Origin of the sequence: Kocuria coralli (genome assembly GCF_008831305.1) — a bacterium.
In the GTDB taxonomy this organism is placed as follows: domain Bacteria; phylum Actinomycetota; class Actinomycetes; order Actinomycetales; family Micrococcaceae; genus Kocuria; species Kocuria coralli.
The window spans coordinates 125,873-145,094 of sequence record NZ_ML708610.1; the positions used below are offsets into that span (position 1 = coordinate 125,873).

Consider the following 19,222-nt stretch of genomic DNA (forward strand, 5'->3'; position numbering starts at 1 on the left):
GATGGTGTCATGTCCGATCTCGCCCCCGCGTCCAGCAGCACCGGTCCGGAGCGCCCCGAGGCCCTGGCAGCCGTGCTGCCGGAAGGGCGCCGGGGCCGCTGGTCCATCAGCGCCCCGGAGTCATTGGGCGCGCGGCTGCCCGCCGTTCAGCAGCTCGACGACGGCCAGCTCACGGTGGCAGGGCTCGATCCCGGCTGCGGCCCGCATCTGGTGCTGGGCGCACCGGGCACCGGGCGGACGACGGCCGTCCTGCACCTGGCCGTGCGGCGCCTGCGGGAGGGACTCGACCCGGACCGTCTCCTGATCCTGACCCCCAGCCGCTCCTCGGCGGCCCGCGTGCGGGACGCTCTCACCGGCGCGGCGGCCATGACCATGTCCACGCCGCCCGTGAGGGCATGGCAGGCCTACGCGTTCGACCTGCTGCGCCGGGCGCATCTGCAGGGCCTGCTGCCGGGGGTGGAAAATCCCCCCAAGCTCCTGTCCGGACCGGAGCAGGACGTCCTGATCCGAGAGCTCCTGGAGGGGCACGCCCACGGCGTGGGCTCGGGCCTGGTCTGGCCGGAGGACCTGCGGGAGGCGGTGACCACCCGCGGGTTCCGCCGGGAGATCCGCGAGCTGTTCGACCGCATGTCCGAGCACCTCCTCACCCCGGAGGACCTCGATCGGCTCGGCGCCCGGCTGAACCGCCCCGACTGGCGGGCCGCGGCGATCCTCCGGAGGGAGTACCAGGCGGTCCGGCGCCTCCGGATGCCCGAGGCCTTCGACCCCGCCGCCCTGGTCACGGAGGCCGCCAGGGTACTCGAGCGCCACCCCCGCTTCCTGGACCAGGAGCAGAACCGGCTGGAACTGGTCATCGCGGAAGACCTCCAAGAGGCGACCCGCTCCGTCCAGCGGCTGCTGACGGTGCTCTGCGGTGGCAGGGACGTCGTGATGACCGCCTGCCCGGACACCGTGGTGCAGGGGTTCCGCGGCGCCAGACCCGATGCCCTGCGCGAGATCGCCCAGGATCTGGGGACCGGGCAGCGTCCGGTCACCACCCGCCTCCTCGACCGAGGACACCGCATGGGCCCCGAGGTGCAGGAGGCCTGGCAGCGTGTCGCCCAGCGGATCCCGGCGGTGACCGCGCGGCGAGTGCGTCAGGCATCGCCACGGGAGCTGCAGGATTCCGCCCGGGCCGTGGTCCTGGCCTCGGCTCTGCACGAGGCCCGGTGGATCGGCCACGGCATCCTGCACAGGCACCTCCTGGACGGCGTGCCGCTCGAGGACATGGCGGTGATCGTGCGCAGCGGCGCGCGCCTGGCATCGGTTCAGCGCCACCTCGAGGGACTCGGGATCCCCGTGACCACCTCCGCGGCGGAGACCGCCGTGCGGGAGGAGCCCGCGGTCAAGCCCCTCCTGGCGGCACTGCACCTGGTGGTCGCAGCTGACCGTTCGGAGCGGCACGGCACGGCGCCGGCACCCGGAGAGGGGGAAGAGTCCGCACAGACGGCAGAAACGGCGGGTGAGCCCGCCGCCGTCCTGGAGGCGGCCGAAGCGGTGGAACTGCTGTCCTCCAGGATCGGGGGCGCCTCCGCCATGGACATCCGCCGCCTGCGCCAGCGTTTGCGCTACGCCGAACTGCGCGATGGCGGCGGGCGCACCTCCGACCGGCTGCTGGTCGAAGCGCTCCTGATCCCGGGAGCGCTCGAGACCGCGGGGGTGCGGTCGGCGCCCGCCCGCCGGGTGGCTCGGATGCTGCAGGCGGGCCGGACGGCGTTGTCCGCACCGAACGCCACCGCCGAGACGGTGCTCTGGGCGCTGTGGGAGGCCGCGGGCGTGGCCGGCAGGTGGCAGCGCGATGCCCTCGACGGGGGAGAGGCGGGCCGCCGGGCGGATCGCGACCTGGACGCCGTCGTCGGGTTGTTCGAGATGGCCGAGCGATTCGTGGACCACCTGCCGGGGGCGGGCGCTGCGGAGTTCCTGGACTTCCTGGAGCTGCAGGAACTGCCCATGGACACCCTGGCGGCCCGGGCTCCCACCAGGGCCACCGTGGAGATCATGACCCCCGCGACCGCGGCGGGCCGTCAATGGCCCGTCGTCTTCGTGGCGGGCGTCCAGGAGGGGCAGTGGCCCAACACGGCCCTCCGTGGACAGCTGCTGGGGACCGACCTGCTCACGGACGTCGTCGAACTCGGGCCGGAGGCCGCTCAGCGGACCTCTCCGGTCTCGCGGCTCAACCTGGTGCGCTACGACGAACTGCGATCGTTCTCGACCGCCGTGTCCAGGGCGGGCAGGGAACTGGTGGTGACGGCCGCTGCGGACCAGGACGAGGAGCCGTCCGAGTTCCTGGGGCTGATCGACCCTTGGGAGGTCGACCGGCATCCGGAGGCCGCCCGGGAGTCCCGTCCCGTCGTCAAGGCACCGCGTCCCCTGACCCTGCGGGCGCTGACAGCGGAACTACGGGCGGCGGCGCAGACGCCCGAGCCGCCCGAGCTCGCGGAGGCCGCCGTCCGTTCGCTGCATCGTCTCTCCCGTGCACGTACCCGCGTGCCCGGTGCCGACCCTGGAGAGTGGTGGGGGCTGGCTCCCCTGTCCTCCGTGGGCCCGGTGCTGGACCCCGGTGAGCCCGTGCCGGTCTCGCCGTCGCGGATCGAGACGATCAACCGCTCGCCCCTGGACTGGTTCGTCTCCACCGCCCGTGCGGAGGAGGCCACGGACCCGTCGCGCGCGCTGGGGACGCTGGTGCACTCCATCGCGGAGGAGGCGCCCGAGGCACCCGGTTCGGAGCTCCTGGAACACCTGGAGCGGCGCTGGCCGGAGCTGGGCCTGGCGCAGTCCTGGGAGACCGACCTGCTCAAGGAGCGCGCCCGGGGGATGCTGCGCAAGTACGCGATGTACGTGATCGAGGCCCGCAAGGACCTCGGACGGGAGCTGGTCGCGGTCGAGGGGTCGTTCAGCGTCCTGGTCAGGGGCCGTGCCCGCGACGCCCTGTTGCGCGGTCGCGTCGACCGGCTCGAGGTGGACTCGCACGGGAGGTTCGTCGTCGTCGACCTGAAGACCGGTACCACGCAGCCGGCCAAGGGCGATGTGCCCACCCACCCTCAGCTGGGCGCCTATCAGGTGGCGCTCGCCGCCGGCGCCGGGGCCGCGATGGCGAAGGCCTCCCGTCCCGGTCGGGAGCCCATCACGGAGGAGGGATTCCTCGCGGAGGAGGAGCCCGACGTCGTCCTGGAGCTGGGCGAGGACGGTGTCATGGTGGCCGAACCCGGTGGCGCCGTGCTGGTGCAGCTGGGTCGCACCACCGCCAAGTACACGCAGCAGACCCAGGAGCCGCTGGCCCCCGAGGACGACTGGGCCCGGGAGCTGGTCACGGCGGCGGCCGATCTGATCGCCGGTGACCGTTTCCTGGCCCGGCACTCCGCGCAGAACGCCGGCGGCCGCGGCTCGCCATGCCGGCTGCCCGGTATCTGCCCGCTGTGCAACGAGGGAAGACAGGTGACCGAATGACCGGCGGCCCGATCGACCACCAGAGCGAGAGCCGACAGCACGTGCCCGGTGACGACGGCGGCACGTCCGCCGAGGGCCGCGGACCCCTGCATCCGTATGGAGGCATCGAGCCGCGGTTCACGCCGGAAGAGCTCGCCGATGCCCTGGACGGGCACAGACCCACTCCCCAGCAGTCGGCGGTGATCTCCGCCCCCCTGACGCCCAGGCTCGTGGTGGCGGGGGCCGGCTCGGGGAAGACCGCCACCATGGTCGATCGCGTCGTGTGGCTGGTGGCCAACGGCATCGTGCGGGCCGACCAGGTGCTGGGTGTCACCTTCACCCGCAAGGCGGCCGGTGAACTGCGGGACCGGGTGCGCGGGCGACTGAGCGTCCTGCGCGCCAAGGGCCTCCTCGAGGCGGGACAGCCCCAGGACCCCCCGGTGCCGCTGGCGGCCCGCGAGCCGCACGATGCCCACGTCTTCCAGGACCGCACCACCGAGGAGGCGCCCGGGCTCTCCCCGGACCCCACGGTGCTGACCTACCACTCCTACGCCAGCACGCTGGTGCGCACATACGGCCTGCGCATCGGCGTGGAACCGGAGACGGTCCTGCTCGGGCAGGCGCAGGCCTGGCAGCTGGCCTCACGCGTCGTGGAGTCCTGGGACGGGGAGGTCTCCGCGGACCTGAAGGCCTCCTCGCTCACGCAGCAGGTGCTCGGCCTCGCCTCCGGGGCGGCCGAGCACCTGAGGAGCCCGGAGGAGATCGAGGGGTTCATCGGCTCATTCGTCCCCCAGCTGCTCGAGGTCCCCCCTCGGGGCCGGACCAGGTCACCCGGCGACGACGTGAAGACAGCCGTGAGCAAGATGGCCCGCACCCGGCTGCTCGCCCAGCTGGTCGAGCGGTTCCGGGCGCTCAAGGAGCACACCGAGACCATGGACTTCGGCGATCTCCTGGAGCGGGCGGCGCGGATCGCCAGGGAGGACTCCGCGGCCCGGGAGCTGGAGCGGGAACGCTTCAAGGTCGTCCTGCTCGACGAGTTCCAGGACACCTCCCACGCGCAGATGGTGCTCTTCGCCTCCCTGTTCGGCGCCGGTCACTCCGTCATGGCGGTGGGAGACCCGCAGCAGTCCATCTACGGTTTCCGCGGAGCCTCGGCGGGGCAGCTCTTCGGCTTCGGCCGCTGGTTCCCGGCCCCGGACGGCGCCGTCTCCGAGCCCGCGTTCCTGACCACGGCCTGGCGCAACGACACCTCCATCCTGGACGCGGCCAATGTGATCGCCCGTCCGCTGCGCACCCCGCCGCCATGGTCGGCGGGAACGGCAGAGGGCCTGCAGGAGGTGCCGGAACTCGACGCCCGGCCCGGCGCGGGGCCCGGCCGGGTCACCGTGAGCCGGTACCTCACCGACGACGACGAGTCCCGTGCCATCGCCCGTGCCATCCACGAGACCCGTGAGGGCCTGGTCCCGGGCGAGGCCGCACCCACCGCGGCGGTCCTGTGCCGCCGCCGTTCCCAGTTCGAGCCCGTGCGCCGGGAACTGGCCGCACGCGGCATCGCCTACGAGGTCGTGGGCCTGGGCGGGCTCTTAGAGGTCCCCGAGGTCGCCGACGTGGTGGCCACCCTGCAGGTGCTCACCGACCCCGGCCGCTCGGACGCCCTGGCGCGGCTGCTCACGGGCGCCCGGTGGCGCATCGGCGCCCGCGACCTGGTGGCGCTGGCCGACTGGGCCGGGCACCTCGAACGCCGCCGTAGCCAGGCGGCCGAGATGGGGCTGTCCGTCGAGGACATCGACGCCCAGCCCGCCACCGGGGAGGACGACGTCGTCGTCGAACCCGACCAGGCCGAGATGGCCTCGCTGATCGAGGCGCTGGAGACCCTTCCCCGGCCCGGCTGGACATCCTCCGCCGGGCGGAGCCTGTCGGAGACCGCCCGCGAGCGCATGCAGCATCTGGCCGGAGAGCTGCATGGACTGCGGTCGTGGCTCTCGGAGGACCTGGCCACCGTGCTCACGGTGGTCGAGCGGACCCTGGGGGTGGACATCGAGGTCTCCGCCAGGACTCGGGCGGCAGCGGCGGAGGGCCGGCGCAACCTGGACGCGCTCATGGACGTCGCCGTGAGCTATACGTCCGCCACCGGCTCCGAGGACGTGCGCGCATTCCTGGCCTGGCTCAAGGTGGCCGCCTCGGAGGAGAACCCCGACACGGCGGTCCCGGACCCCGATCCCGCCGCGGTGCAGATCCTGACCGTGCACGCCTCGAAGGGCCTGGAATGGGACCAGGTCTTCGTTCCCGGCATGAACGCCGGGGTCTTTCCCGCCGACCGGGGCTCGGCCTGGACCAAGGATGCGGCGGCCGTGCCATGGCCGCTGCGGGGCGACCGGGACTTCCTGCCCCAGTGGCACCCCGACCCCTCGGATGCGGTGGCGCTCAAGGAATCCATGCAGCTCTTCCTGGAGGACTGCGCCCAGCACACCCAGGACGAGGAACGGCGCCTGGCCTATGTGGCCTTCACCCGGGCACGGACCCTGCTGGCCCTCTCGAGCACCGTGTTCACGGGCGGCGGGGTGAAGCAGAGGCAGCAGTCCGTGTTCCTCGAAGAGCTCGAGGAGCTCACCCGGCCCGGGCCCGCGGGGGTCAGCGTCGTCGAACGGGGTGCCTGGACGGAGGCCGAGGCCGATCAGCAGAACCCCGCCCAGTCGCGGACCCTGGAGGCCGCGTGGCCGTACGACCCCCTGGAAGGCCCCGAGATCACGGAGATCATCGCGACCCCGCAGGACGGCGCAGTACAGGCACAGGGCCTTCCCGGCCAGGACCCTCCCGGACAGGACCCTTCGGACGCCCTGGAACGGCGGATCACCCACCCGCCCGTCAGGGCCGGGCGGCGCGAGGAGGTGCTGCGCGTGGCCGAGGCGGTCCGCGACGGAGGCTTCGCCGAATACCGAGGGCTGACCGACCGGGAGCTGCTCGACCTGCCGGTCGTCCGGGACTGGGCGGAGGAGGCCCGGGTCCTGATGGCGGCGCACGAGGCCGAGCCCGACGAGCAGGTGCTGCCCATGCCATCGCATATCTCCGCCTCGACCGTGGTGGCGCTGGGCCAGGACCCCCAGGCGGTGGCGGCGCAGATGCGCCGGCCCATGCCGCGCCGGCCGGCGGTGGCAGCCAGGGCGGGGACGACCTTTCACGCCTGGGTCGAGCAGTACTTCGGCTCCAACGCGATCTTCGACATCGACGAGCTGCCCGGCGGCTCGGACGACTTCGTGGACGAGGGCTACGACCTGCCCGCGCTCGCCCGCACCTTCCGGGAGAGCGAATGGGGCAGACGGCAGCCATGGGCCGTGGAGTATCCCGTCGAGACGCCGCTCGGGGGGCTCACGGTCCGCGGGCGGATCGATGCCGTCTTCAAGGAGCCCGACGGGCACTGGGAGCTGGTGGACTGGAAGTCCGGGCGGGTGCCGCCGGAGCAGGAGCTGACCCAGCGCGCCGCGCAGCTGGCCGTGTACCGGCTGGCCTGGGCGCGGCTCATGGGCGTTTCCGTGGACCAGGTGTCGGCGGCGTTCTACTACGTCGCTTCGGACCGGACCGTGCGGCCGCACGACCTGGCGGACGAGGCCCGGCTGGAGGCCATCGTCACGCGGGCCATGGGATGAAGGCTCCGGCGGGGCATGGCAGGCGGACGGGCGGACGTACCGCGTCCGCCGGTCAGCTTCCGGCCGGTTCCTCTCGGGACCGGTGGCTGCCCTCCCGCCACGTGGGCTCCCGCCGGGAAGGCTCCACCTGCGGCTCGTCGCCCTGTTCCCCGGGCGCCTCGGCCCGCGTCCTGGCCGTACGGGCGTGTTCGGTGCGCGCCTCGACGGATTCCTCGGCTTCGGGCTTGATCTCCGAGGAGAGCTCCTCCTCGTAGTCCTCCACGTCCTCCTCGAGGACCCGCAGCATGTTCTGGGCGTCGGCGATCATCTCGGGCAGCTCCCGGGAGACCCCGCGCACCAGCCACCGAGCCAGGGCGAACTCCGCCTCCAGGTGGGCCCGCCGCAGCAGATGCTGGTCCGGGGTGCCCGATCCGGCCCGCGCGTAGGCCGCGACGACGGCCTCGGCAAAACCGGCGTCATTGGCCCCGATCAGCCAGGCGAAGTCCAGGGCGGGATCTCCGACGTGCACGTCCGACCAGCCCGTGACCGCGGTGATCCGGTTGCCGTCGACCACGAGGTTGTCCTCGTGCAGATCGCCGTGCACCACGTGGGTGGAGAACCGCCACAGCGTCCGGTCCTCGAGCGCGTTCTCCCACCGCTGCAGCAGCGAGGGCGGGATCCTGCCCGTGGTCGCGGCCTGATCCAGCTCGTTGAGCATCCGGGTGCGGCACTGGTCCGCGCTGTAGGCGGGCAGGTCCGCGTCCATGACCATCGCGCGCGGAAGGTCGTGGATGGCTGCCAGCAGCTGACCGATCTGAGTGGTCACCGGCGGCACGGGCTCGGCGCTGGGCGGCTGCGGTCTGGTGGGTGCGGCCTCCGAGAGCTTGTCCAGTTCGTCGATCGGGACGGGACGGCCCGGAAGGTGCGAATAGATGAAGGTGCGCCGCCCGCCGTCGTCGACCGAGCCGACCACGGTGGGGATCAGGAACGGCAGTTTGGAGCGCAGCGCGGGGGTGAAGGCGCTGAGCACGCCGTGCTCGGAGGCCAGCCGGATCCCGGCCTCGTCCGTCAGGGGGCTGCGCACCCTCCATCGCCTATTGGCCTGGTCGGTCACGACGGCGGAGCGGAAATCGGCGTCGTCGTCCGGCGACGGGCCCACGGACACGGGAATGATCCCGGGAACTCCGGCGACCGCCACCGCTGCCAGATGTTCGAGTGAGGCGCGCATGCGGACAACCCTACAAGGGCGGTACGGGCCCCCGGCGGCGGCGCAGCCGATATCCACGGACCCCGGCGCGGGGACGGCGCCGTCGGACCGCGCCGTTAGAGTGTGACGGTGAATTCGAAGGACCCCTCCGTGCTCGACCCGGACCTCATGCCGCTGAACCGCTCCCGGCTGGAACGCCGCACACCCGAACGCGACCGGGCGGACCAGCGTCCCGCCTCTCGACTGACCCTGGTGCTGCTCAACGGCAGGATGCCGGTGGCCGGGGGCCGGCTGGTGCTGGTGGAGCGGGCCGCGCTGGGGGAGTTCCGCGAGGTGCCGGGCCTCCCGGAGGTCTACCTGGGGGAACTGAGCAATGGGAGCGCCGACGGGGTGACCGTCCGACCCTTCACCGAGGTCAGCGACCAGGACGCCAGGACCGCCGTCCGCCTCGTGGAGCGGGTGCACGCCGCCGGCTCCACCGCGGCTGAGCCCATCGAGTGGTCGACCCTGCGAGCGATCGCGCCGGCCCTCGGCGCCAGTGAGCCCGAGCACGCCGCCCTGGCGGTGACGGCCCAGGCGGTGACCTCCTGGCACGTCGACCATCCCCGGTGCCCCCGGTGCGGCGACGTCACCGATGTCGAGCGCTCCGGCTGGATGCGCAGATGCCGAGCCGACGGGTCCATGCACTTCCCGCGGACGGACCCCGCCGTCATCGTCTCCATCACGGACGGCCATCCCGACCCCTCCCGGGAACGGATCCTCCTGGGCCAGTCCGCGGCCTGGAGCGGCAACCGGTTCTCCACCCTGGCCGGATTCGTGGAACCGGGGGAGTCGATCGAGCAGGCCGTGGTCCGGGAGATCGAGGAGGAGTCGGGCCTGGTCGTGGGCCGGGTCCGGTACCTCGGCTCCCAGCCGTGGCCCTTCCCGCGCTCGCTCATGATCGGGTGCACGGCCCGGATGGAAGGGGGAGCGCTCAGGCCGGACGGCGAGGAGATCCTGCAGCTGCGCTGGTTCACGCGGGAGCAGCTGCGTACGGCGGCCCTGGAGGACGAGATCGTGCTGCCCGGGAAGGTCTCCATCGCCCGGGCGCTGATCGAGCACTGGCTGGGTGAGCCGCTCCCGGAGTCGGGGTGGTGAGCGTGCCCGTACCGGACGCCGCCGCGGAGGCGCTCTTCCCCGTCGTGAGCGAGGAGGAGACCCCCTTGCCCGAACGCATCCTGGACGGCCTGGACCCGGAGCAGCGCCAGGCGGCGACCGCCCTGCGCGGACCGGTGTGCATCCTGGCGGGGGCGGGGACGGGCAAGACCAGGGCCATCACCCACCGCATCGCCTACGGCATCGCCACCGGCGTCTACACCCCCCAGAAGGTCCTGGCGCTGACCTTCACCACCCGGGCGGCCAACGAGATGCGCAACCGCCTGCGGGTGCTGGGCGCGGAGGGGGTCCAGGCGCGGACCTTCCATTCCGCCGCCCTGCGGCAGCTGCAGTACTTCTGGCCGCAGGCCGTCGGCGGGTCGGTGCCCGAACTGGTGGAGCACAAGGCGCGGCTGATCGCCCAGGCGGCCGGCGCCATGCGCCTGAGCAACGACCGTGCCACCATCCGGGATCTGGCCGGCGAGGTCGAGAAGGCCAAGGTCTCCATGTTGACCCCCGACACCTACGCGGAGGCGCACGCCTCCGGCGCAAGAGCCGGGGGCCGTGCCGGGCAGGGCCCCGCGGACCTGCCCGGCGGCCACGACGCCCGCACGATCGCCCGGCTGTGGCAGACCTACGAGGAGATCAAGACCGACCGTCATCAGATCGACTTCGAGGACGTCCTGCTGCTGACGGTGGGCATCCTCGAGGAGGACGAGCGGATCGCCGCGACCGTCCGGGAGCAGTACCGGCACTTCGTGGTGGACGAGTACCAGGACGTCTCGCCGCTGCAGCAGCGCCTGCTGGATGCCTGGCTCGGAAAACGGGACGATCTGTGCGTCGTGGGCGATGCCTCCCAGACCATCTACTCCTTCACGGGCGCGAGCTCGAGGCACCTCCTGGACTTCCAGCGCCGCTACGACGACGCGACCGTGGTCAGGCTCGTGCGCGACTACCGCTCCACCCCGCAGATCGTCGACACCGCCAACCGGCTGCTGGCCGCGCGCCGGCCGGGAGCCGATTCGGTCCCGGCGACCTGGGCGACCCCCCTCACGCTGGTCGGGCAGCGCCCCGAGGGACCGCTGCCGTCCTGGAACGAGTACGACGACGACCAGGCCGAGGCGCAGGGCACCGCCGTGCGGATCCAGGACCTGCTCGACGACGGCGTCCCGCCCTCGCAGATCGCCGTGCTCTTCCGGACCAACGGCCAGGCCCAGGCCTACGAGACCGCACTGGCCGATGCAGGCATCGGCTTCCGGCTGCGCGGGACCGAGCAGTTCTTCCGCCGCCCGGAGATCCGGCAGGCGCTGCTCCAGATCCGTGCCGGGGCCAACGCCGTCGCCCCGGAGGACGCCACGGAGGACGTCCCGGGCGCCGCCTCTGACACGGGCGGGGCGAACGCCGTGCCGCAGACCGTGCGGGACATGCTGACCTCGCTGGGGTGGTCGCCCCGGGCGCCGCGGGTCACCGGCGCGGTGCGGGAGACCTGGGAATCGCTGGCGGCCCTGGTGGATATGACCGACCGGATGGCCGCAGCCCACGACCAGGCGGTCCGGGCGGCACGGGCGGCTGGAACCGAAGGACCCGGCGAGTTCACCCTGCGGCACGTCGCCGAGGATCTGGCGCGGCGTGCGGCCCAGCAGGATGCCCCGGCCGTCGAAGGCGTCACCCTCGCCTCGCTGCACTCGGCCAAGGGCCTGGAGTGGGACGCCGTCTTCCTGGTGGGGCTCACGGAGGGCCTGATGCCCATCACCTTCGCCGAGACCTCCGACGAGGTGGACGAGGAACGCCGGCTGCTCTACGTCGGCGTCACCCGTGCACGGGAGCACCTGACGTTCTCCTGGTCCTTGTCCAGAACACCCGGTGGGCGGCCCAACCGCAGGCCCTCCCGTTTCATGGCGGAGGTGCTCCCGGACCGATCCTCACGTGCCTCCGCCCGTCGCCGTACCGGTTCCGCTCACGGCGCCGGTCCCGCGGCCTCCCGGTGACCACGAGGCCGCGCACAGGGCGCAGCCGGCCGGGGTGGTGGGTAGCCTGCCGACCGCGGACAGGGGTGCGCCGGGCCGGATGACCGTCACCCGGTCCTCGAGGTCATCGGCCGAGCCACCGGCCACGGCGACGATCTGCTGAACCAGGACCGAGGCCGCCATGGCCGTGTGGGCGGGCCACACGTCGTGGCGCGGTGCCCGTGCCGGTTCCGGGCCGCTGATGCCGGCGGCCCGGGCCAGGCACTGCCCGCAGGCCCGGGCGTGCCAGGGTCGCGGGGGCCAGAGGACGGTGGTCCCCGGCGCGTGGCCCGCGGGCGTGGCGACGTCGATGACCCGGTGATCCTCGGACAGGTGCGCGGAAGCCGCCTCCAGACGCGGGTCCAGGCCGTCGCCGTCGCGATGCGTGAAGTCCCGTGAACGGACCACCAGCGTTCCCCTCAGGCCCCTGGACGGGTGCCCGGCGGGATCGCCGATCGGTGCGGCAGCTGGATTGGCGGCCCTGATCCGCTGCCGGATGACCAGTTCACGAGCGAGCCCCACGTCCGGGACGTCGTAGGCTCCGGCCCTGGCGTCGTCCCAGGTCACGGGCTGCGGATCGACGACGACGAAGCCCCGAGCGCCGCAGCCGGCCAGCATCACGGCCGCCGCGGCGCTGACGGGCGTGAAGCCGAGGAACATGACGCGCAGCTGCGCCACCGGCACCCGCTGGGACAACCGGGCGCCGGTGGGGGAGGGCGCCCGCAGCACCGGGTCGCGCGCTGTGGGAGCGGCTGGGATCGCAGACGTGGACACGGAGCCTCCGTGATGAGAGCGCGGACCGGGCGGGAGCCCGGACGGGCCGGGTGGGATCAGTCTGCCCTTCCCAGGGCCGGGGAAGAGGATATCCACAGGCGGGGTCACGGACGACGGCGGAACTCGGACCGACCGGGTGCCCGACGGGCGGGCCCGGGTCTGCCGCGGCCTCCGAGATGGTCACTACCATCGAGGGGTGAGCCGAGAACCCCTGTCAGCGCCCTCCAAGTCCCCTGTGCCACTGGATGCCGGCCGCGCCTCCGACGACCCGCCGGTCGAGGTACGGCGCTCCGCCCGCCGCAAGAAGACCGTCTCGGCGCACTGGTCGGGCGACCGCGTGGTGCTGCAGGTGCCCGCGCGCATGCCGGCCAGGGAGGTGGGGCGCTGGGAACGCGAGATGGTGGCCAAGCTCGTGGCCTCGCGTCGGCGCAACCAGGCCCGGAGCCATCACCGTGCCGGTGACGACTACCTGTCCCGGCGCGCCCGGGAGCTTTCCGACCGGCATCTGGGCGGACGGGCCCGCCCCGCGTCCATCTCGTGGTCCTCGCGGCAGAACACCCGCTGGGGATCGGCCACCCCGGCCACGGGCACGATCCGGATCAGCAGGCGCCTGTACAGCGTCCCGGAGTGGGTGCTCGACGCTGTGATCTTCCACGAGCTGTGCCACCTCATCGAGGCCGGTCACGGCCCGGCGTTCCGTGCCCTGGAGTCCCGCCTTCCGGACATGGAGAGGGCCCAGGCCTTCCTGGATGGAGCGGCCTGGGCCCTGTCGTCACCACCGGATGCCGACGTCGATGCCGGTCCGGAGGGAACCTGACCCTTCCTGACCTATCGGCCCGGAGTACCTATTGGTCAGGAGTCACGGGGGCCGGAGCCCCCGGGCTGTTCTCCTTCGGGACCGGGCTGGTCCGCATCCGGGTCCTCGGGCCCCTCGGCGTCGTGTCCGGAGCCGGAGCCGGAATCGGATTCAGGCGCGGACTCGTCGGGGCCTGCGCCCAGCAGCTTCTCGAGCGCGGCGTCGAACTCCTCGTCCGAAGCGGTCAGCAGGCCCCGGCGCGACTCGTAGCCGGCGGGATCGTCGAGGTCCTGCTCCGTCGGCAGTAGCTCGGCCGATTCCCACAGGCCGTCGCGATCCTCCAGACCGCGGCGCTGCTCCACGAACCGCCAGAACTCGGCGGCCTCGCGCATACGGCGCGGGCGCAGCTCGAGACCCACGAAGGAGCCGAACGCGTGCTCGGCGGGCCCGCCCGAGGCCCGGCGCCGGCGCATGGTCTCGGCCAGGGCCGAGGCCCCCGGGAGGTTGGTGGTCGCCCGCACGGTGATCACGTCCACCCAGCCCTCGATCAGGGCGAGGATGGTCTCCAGCCGCTTGAGGGTGGCCTCCTGCTTGGCGGTTTGCTCCGGCATGAACACGCCGGAGCCCAGGGCCTCCTGCATCGCGGTGGGGTCCGACGGATCGATCTGCGCCGCCAGGCCCTCGATGCGGTCCATGTCGATGTGGATCTCCTGGGAGAACGTGGTGATCAGGTCGATCACGTGCTGGCGCAGCCAGGGGGTGGCGTGGAAGAGCCTGGTCAGCGCGACCTCGCGGACGGCCAGGTAGATGACCACTTCCTGCTCCGGCACGCCCAGGCCCTCACCGAAGTCCTCGACGTTGCGGGCCAGCATGGCGGACCGGTCCTTGGCCAGCGGGAAGCCGATGTCGGTCGAGGAGACCACCTCACCGGCCAGGCCGCCGATGACCTGGCCCAGCTGCATGGCGAACATCATGGAGCCGGCATTGGCGAGCATCCCGGAGGCCCCGCCCAGCATGCCCTTCATCTCCTCGGGGAGCTGGCCCTGGATGGACTCCGTCAGGGCCGTGGTCATCGACTCGGCCACCGGGGCCGTGATCTCCTGCCAGGTCTCGAAGGTCGCCTCGATCCACTCGGACCGGGACCACGCGGCCGGGTCCGTTCCCGGGGCGCCGAAGGCCGTGTGGTCGTCGACCCACAGCTGGGCCAGCTGGACGGCGTCGCCGATGACCTTCCGCTGCTTGTCGCTCACCGACGGGTCGCCGGCCGAGGCCACGACGCGGCGCGCATGGTCCTTGGCCGCCTTCCAGTTCACGGGACCGTCGGAGGGTCCCGCGGCGAACATGGACTGGACCTGCGCGAACATCGCCTGCATGCCGGCCGGGTCCGTGGGGATCCCCATCTTCCGCAGGTCCTCCTCGGACATGCCCGACTGGCCCAGGAATTGCTGGAACATCGCCTGGAAGGGGTCTTGACCTTCGTTCTCGTTCTCGCCGTTCGGGGGCTGCGAAGTCATGGCTCCTCGATCCTCTAGCCTGTCCACGTCGCCTGCGCACAACCGGTTCAGGGCGACCTTCCAGCGGTCGCGTCCGGGATCGTCCCGGCCGGGGCGCGGCGTAGTATGTGGCGACCAGGCTATCGATTCCGGCCCCCGCGGTGGGCCGGAACGGGCCATAGTTCGCTGGAAGCATGCGTGTTTAAGGATCCTGCCCCCGTGTCTCGTACCTCCTCCCGTCCCGCTCGCAGACGCCGCATCGGGTTGGAGGCGGGGGCCATGATCGCCACGGGCCTGCTGCTGATCCTGGCGGTGTGGGCGCCCACGCCGTACGTTCTCGAACGGCCCGGCCCCGCGTTCGACACGACCGGCGAGGTCGACGGCGAGCCGATCATGAGCATCGACGGCATCGACACCTTTCCCACCGAGACCCAGCTGGACTTCACCACGGTCTACGTCGTCGGCGGTCCCGGCTCCAGCCCTCGCATCCTGGACACCCTGATCTCGTGGGCCTCCTCCACGCAGGCGGCGCTGCCGCTGGAGGTCATGTATCCCCCGGCGACCACACGCGAGGAGATCAGCGACTCGGGCACCGCGGCGATGGACTCCTCCCAGGACCTCGCGGTGGCTGCGGCCCTGGAGGACCTGGGGGAGGAGTACAGCACCACGCTCACGGTCAACGCCGTGATCCCGGGTTCCCCGGCGGAGGGTGTCCTGCGCGCCGGGGACGTGCTGCGCACCGTGAACGGCGACCCGATCACCTCCCTCGACGGGTTGCGGTCGGCGTTGCCCGGCGACGACGAGCAGGTCGCACTGGGCGTGGACCGTGACGGAGAGCGCGAGGAACTCACCGTGGGCACCGTGGAGTCCGGCGGGCACCGGCAGCTGGGGGTCTACCTGGAGCGGTCCTTCGACTTCCCCTTCGACATCGAGTTCGCACTCGACAACATCGGCGGGCCCAGCGCCGGGATGATGTTCTCCCTCGGGATCATCGACGAACTGACGCCCGGATCGCTGGGCGGAGACAACCACGTCGCGGGCACGGGGACCATCGACGTCGACGGGGACGTCGGGCCGATCGGCGGCATCCAGCAGAAGCTGGCCGGCGCGGCGGACGCCGGGGTGGACCTCTTCCTGGCACCCGTGGAGAACTGCCAGGACGTGAGGGGGCACGAGCCGGACGGCATGCACGTCGTCGCCGTCGACACCCTGGAGGATTCCGTGAATGCCCTGAACGCCGTGGCGGACGGAAAGGACCCCGATACCCTGCCCACCTGCACCGGCAGATCATGAAACCTGTATTCAGCCTGTGACGGAACTGGGTAGGCACTTTGCCCGGGAGCGCATTCGCCAGTCAGAATAGAAGTCGCGCGTGCTCGCGCACCCCATGACCGATCCCAGGGAAGGCCCAGGACCGACGTGACAGCAGGACCGGCGCAACCGCCTCGACCCCCCAGACCGCCGCGCCCGAAGGGTACGGCAAACCGCAAGAGCCGCAGGGGCAGGAGCCCGCTGTTCCTCACCGTGATCATCGTCGTCGCGCTCATCGCGGCGTTCGTCGCCTTCACGCAGCTCTATACGGAAGTGCTCTGGTTCCGCCAGCTCGGCTTCCTGAACGTCTTCGTGACCCAGAACATCGCCCGTGGCGCGATCTTCGTGGTGGCCGCCCTGATCGTTGCGGGACTGCTGTGGCTGTCGCTGTGGCTGGCCCACCGCAACCGGCCGGTGACGGCCGCCGCGGCCTCCGACGACAACCTCCGCCGCTATCAGCAGGCTCTGGAACCGGTGCGCAAGATCGCGATGATCCTGGTCCCCGTGCTCTTCGGGCTGTTCACCGCCTCCACCCTGGCCTCCCAGTGGGACACGGTCCTGCTGTTCTTCAACCAGGTGCCGTTCGGTCGGGAAGACCCCGAGTTCGGCATGGACGTCTCGTTCTGGGTCTTCACCCTGCCCTTCCTGCGGCTGGTGCTGGGATTCCTCGTCTCCGTGCTGCTGCTGTGCGCCATCGGCGCGGTCCTGGTGCACTACATCTACGGCGGCATCCGGATCACCGAGAAGGGTCTGAGCTTCAGCACCGCGGCGCGCGTGCAGCTGGCCGTGACCGCGGCGGCGTTCCTGGTGCTCCAGGGAACCAATTTCTGGCTGGACCGCTACGCCACCCTGCAGTCGGACTCGGGAGCCTGGACGGGCGCGCTGTACACGGATGTCAACGCCGTCATCCCCGTCCGAGCCATCCTCGCCATCGCCGCGCTGCTCGTGGGCGTGCTGTTCGTGATCTCGGCCGTCATCGGCCGTTGGCGCCTGCCGCTGATCGGGACGGCGATGCTGGTGGTCGTGTCCGTCGTCGCCGGCGGGATCTACCCCTCGCTGGTGCAGCGCTTCCAGGTCACCCCGACCGAGCAGCAGGTGGAGAACCCCTACATCCAGCGCAATATCGACAGCACCAGGGCGGCCTTCGGCCTCGACAGCATCGAGACCGAGCCCTACGCGGCCACGGTCGATGCCGGGGAGGGGGACCTGGCGGGCTACGCCCAGACCACCAGCAACATCCGTCTGCTGGATCCGAACGTCGTCTCCCCGGCCTTCGCCCAGCTGCAGCAGTTCCGGCCCTACTACTCGTTCCCGGGCACGCTGAACGTGGACCGGTACGAGATCGAGGGCGAGGTCCAGGACACCGTCCTGGCGGCCCGCGAGCTGGACATGGGGGTGACCGACGGCTGGTACAACCAGCACGTGGTCTACACCCACGGCTACGGCCTGGTGGCCGCCTACGGCGACCGCGTGCAGTCCGACGGCCGGCCCTCCTTCATCCAGGGCGGCATCCTGGCCCAGGGCGAGATCTCCGAGGACTACGAGCCCCGGATCTACTTCGGTCAGCAGTCGCCGGACTACTCGGTGGTCGGCGGAGCCGAGGGGGACCCGGACCTCGAGCTGGACCGGCCCTCCACCACGGACGACGAGACCGAGGACGTCCGCACCACCTTCGACGGCGACGGCGGCCCGAACGTGGGCAACCCGCTCAACCGGCTGTCCTACGCCATCCGGTTCCAGTCCTCGGACCTCCTGTTCTCGGATGCGGTCCGCTCCGACTCGCAGATCCTCTACGACCGGGACCCGCGCGATCGGATCTCGCACGCCGCCCCGTACCTGACGGTGGACGGCAACCCGTACCCGGCGATCATCGACGGCCGCGTCAAGTGGATCGTTGATGCCTACACCACCTCGGACGCCTATCCGTACTCGACTCCCATGGAGCTGCAGGACGCCACGGCGGACACCTCCACGGCCCAGGGCGCCGCCGCGCAGCTGCCGAACGAGCAGGTGAACTACATGCGCAATTCGGTCAAGGCCACGGTGGACGCCTACGACGGCTCGGTGGATCTCTACGCCTGGGACGACGAGGATCCGGTGCTCAAGGCCTGGCAGGGCGTCTTCCCGGACACGGTCAAGCCGTACTCGGAGATGTCCGCGGAGCTCATGGAGCACGTGCGCTACCCGGAGGACATCTTCAAGGTCCAGCGCGAACTGCTGAACACCTACCACGTGACGGATGCCAACAGCTTCTACGCCGGAGACGACGTCTGGTCGATCCCCAACGATCCGACCAACGACAACTCCACGGCCATCCCGCCGTACTACCTGTCCCTGCAGATGCCGGGTCAGGACGAGGCGAGCTTCTCCCTGACCACTCCGTTCATTCCCCAGCAGAACCAGGGGGAGAACACCCGTAACGTGCTCTACGGCTACCTCTCGGCCAACGGCGACGCCGCGACCGGTGAGGACGGGGTGAAGGCGGACAGCTACGGCGATCTCACGCTGCTCGAACTGCCGCGCAGCTCCGTGGTCCCCGGGCCCGGCCAGGCGCAGAACAACTTCAACTCGAACACGGAAGTGTCCTCCGCGTTGAACCTGCTGCGCCAGGGCGGCTCCGAGGTGATCAACGGCAACATGCTGGCCCTGCCCGTCAACGACGGCGTGCTCTACATCCAGCCCGTCTACGTCCGGTCCTCCGGAGAGTCCGGTTACCCGACGCTGCGCCGCGTGCTCGTGAGCTACGGCGAGGAGGTGGGCTTCGCGCCCACGCTGGACGAGTCGCTGGACCAGGTCTTCGGCGGCGACTCCGGCGCCGAGACCGTCCAGGGTGCGGGCGTGAGCGAGGAGCAGGCGGCGGAGGCCGCGGGCCAGGACGAGGTGGCGACGGAGGAAGGCGGCGAATCGCCGTCGCCGTCCCCCGAGGCCGGCGGAACCCTGGAGGAGGCTCTGAGCGACGCCAGCACGGCCATGCAGGACTCGGAGGCCGCCTTGCAGGACAGCGACTGGGCAGCCTACGGCGACGCCCAGAACCGGCTCCAGGACGCCATCGACCGCGCGCTCGAGGCGGACGGTGCCGCCGGCGCCGCTCCCACCCAGGGCGCCGGGCCCGTGGCTCCGGAGGACGGCAGCTGACCTCCGGGTAGCCTGCCGGCCCGCAACCGGGAAGTCCGGGGCCTCTCACCTGTTCCAATGACAGGAGGGAGGCCCCGGACTTTTCGTAGGGGGCTCTTCGGACGGTCCTGCCGGTCCCGGTGCGGGCGTGTGAAACCGATCACGACGACGCACTCGATTTGCGTGGTCGCGTTCGGACGCGTAGTGTTCTTATCTGTCGCCGCGGGGTGGAGCAGTTCGGTAGCTCGCTGGGCTCATAACCCAGAGGTCGCAAGTTCAAATCTTGCCCCCGCAACGAG

10 protein-coding genes and 1 tRNA gene are annotated in these 19,222 nt (G+C 71.7%); 8 read left to right on the top strand and 3 right to left on the bottom strand.

The genetic code is table 11. The features are described from left to right. Nucleotides 1-9: 9 nt before the first annotated feature. Together FCK90_RS15835 and FCK90_RS00590 are read left to right on the top strand one after the other, a co-directional pair. Nucleotides 10-3,486: an ATP-dependent helicase gene (locus tag FCK90_RS15835; protein WP_158032372.1), complete on the top strand. Its 3,477-nt coding sequence runs from the start codon at nt 10-12 to the stop codon at nt 3,484-3,486. After that, nucleotides 3,483-7,109: an ATP-dependent helicase gene (locus FCK90_RS00590; RefSeq protein WP_158032373.1), complete on the top strand. Its 3,627-nt coding sequence runs from the start codon at nt 3,483-3,485 to the stop codon at nt 7,107-7,109. Before FCK90_RS15835 ends, FCK90_RS00590 begins: the two co-directional genes overlap by 4 nt. Before the next feature lie 52 nt (nt 7,110-7,161). Here the strand turns inward: FCK90_RS00590 and FCK90_RS00595 are convergent, their stop codons facing one another. Next, nucleotides 7,162-8,316, bottom strand: a complete 1,155-nt coding sequence (locus FCK90_RS00595; RefSeq protein WP_246179858.1) for a macrolide 2'-phosphotransferase — start codon at nt 8,314-8,316, stop codon at nt 7,162-7,164. Nucleotides 8,317-8,424: 108 nt separating this feature from the next. Between FCK90_RS00595 and nudC the strand changes: the two genes are divergently transcribed. After that, nucleotides 8,425-9,432 carry an NAD(+) diphosphatase gene (gene nudC / locus FCK90_RS00600; RefSeq protein ID WP_246179859.1) on the top strand — a complete coding sequence of 336 codons (1,008 nt, stop codon included), beginning with the start codon at nt 8,425-8,427 and terminating at the stop codon, nt 9,430-9,432. 44 nt (nt 9,433-9,476) lie between these two features. Next, nucleotides 9,477-11,417 carry an ATP-dependent helicase gene (locus FCK90_RS00605; protein WP_158032553.1) on the top strand — a complete coding sequence of 647 codons (1,941 nt, stop codon included), beginning with the start codon at nt 9,477-9,479 and terminating at the stop codon, nt 11,415-11,417. Here the strand turns inward: FCK90_RS00605 and FCK90_RS00610 are convergent. After that, nucleotides 11,352-12,209, bottom strand: coding sequence for a hypothetical protein (locus tag FCK90_RS00610; protein WP_158032374.1), 858 nt, complete (start codon nt 12,207-12,209; stop codon nt 11,352-11,354). The genes FCK90_RS00605 and FCK90_RS00610 overlap by 66 nt on opposite strands. Nucleotides 12,210-12,405: 196 nt before the next feature. On the opposite strand from FCK90_RS00610, the gene FCK90_RS00615 reads away from it, so the two are divergent. Next, on the top strand, nt 12,406-13,026 hold the full coding sequence (locus FCK90_RS00615) for a M48 metallopeptidase family protein (RefSeq protein ID WP_158032375.1): 621 nt from the start codon (nt 12,406-12,408) through the stop codon (nt 13,024-13,026). Nucleotides 13,027-13,061: 35 nt separating this feature from the next. On the opposite strand, the gene FCK90_RS00620 is transcribed toward FCK90_RS00615, so the two are convergent. After that, nucleotides 13,062-14,519, bottom strand: a complete 1,458-nt coding sequence (locus FCK90_RS00620; protein WP_158032376.1) for a zinc-dependent metalloprotease — start codon at nt 14,517-14,519, stop codon at nt 13,062-13,064. A 198-nt stretch (nt 14,520-14,717) separates the two neighbouring features. On the opposite strand from FCK90_RS00620, the gene FCK90_RS00625 reads away from it, so the two are divergent. The 3 genes from FCK90_RS00625 to FCK90_RS00635 all read left to right on the top strand — a co-directional run bounded on the left by FCK90_RS00625 (nt 14,718) and on the right by FCK90_RS00635 (nt 19,218). Then, the gene (locus tag FCK90_RS00625) at nt 14,718-15,791 is read left to right on the top strand and encodes a YlbL family protein (RefSeq protein ID WP_246179860.1); all 1,074 of its coding nucleotides are present in this window, start codon (nt 14,718-14,720) and stop codon (nt 15,789-15,791) included. A 126-nt stretch (nt 15,792-15,917) separates the two neighbouring features. Beyond that, on the top strand, nt 15,918-18,944 hold the full coding sequence (locus FCK90_RS00630) for a UPF0182 family membrane protein (RefSeq protein WP_158032378.1): 3,027 nt from the start codon (nt 15,918-15,920) through the stop codon (nt 18,942-18,944). 200 nt (nt 18,945-19,144) lie between these two features. Next, nucleotides 19,145-19,218 (top strand) — tRNA-Met (locus FCK90_RS00635). Nucleotides 19,219-19,222: the final 4 nt, after the last annotated feature.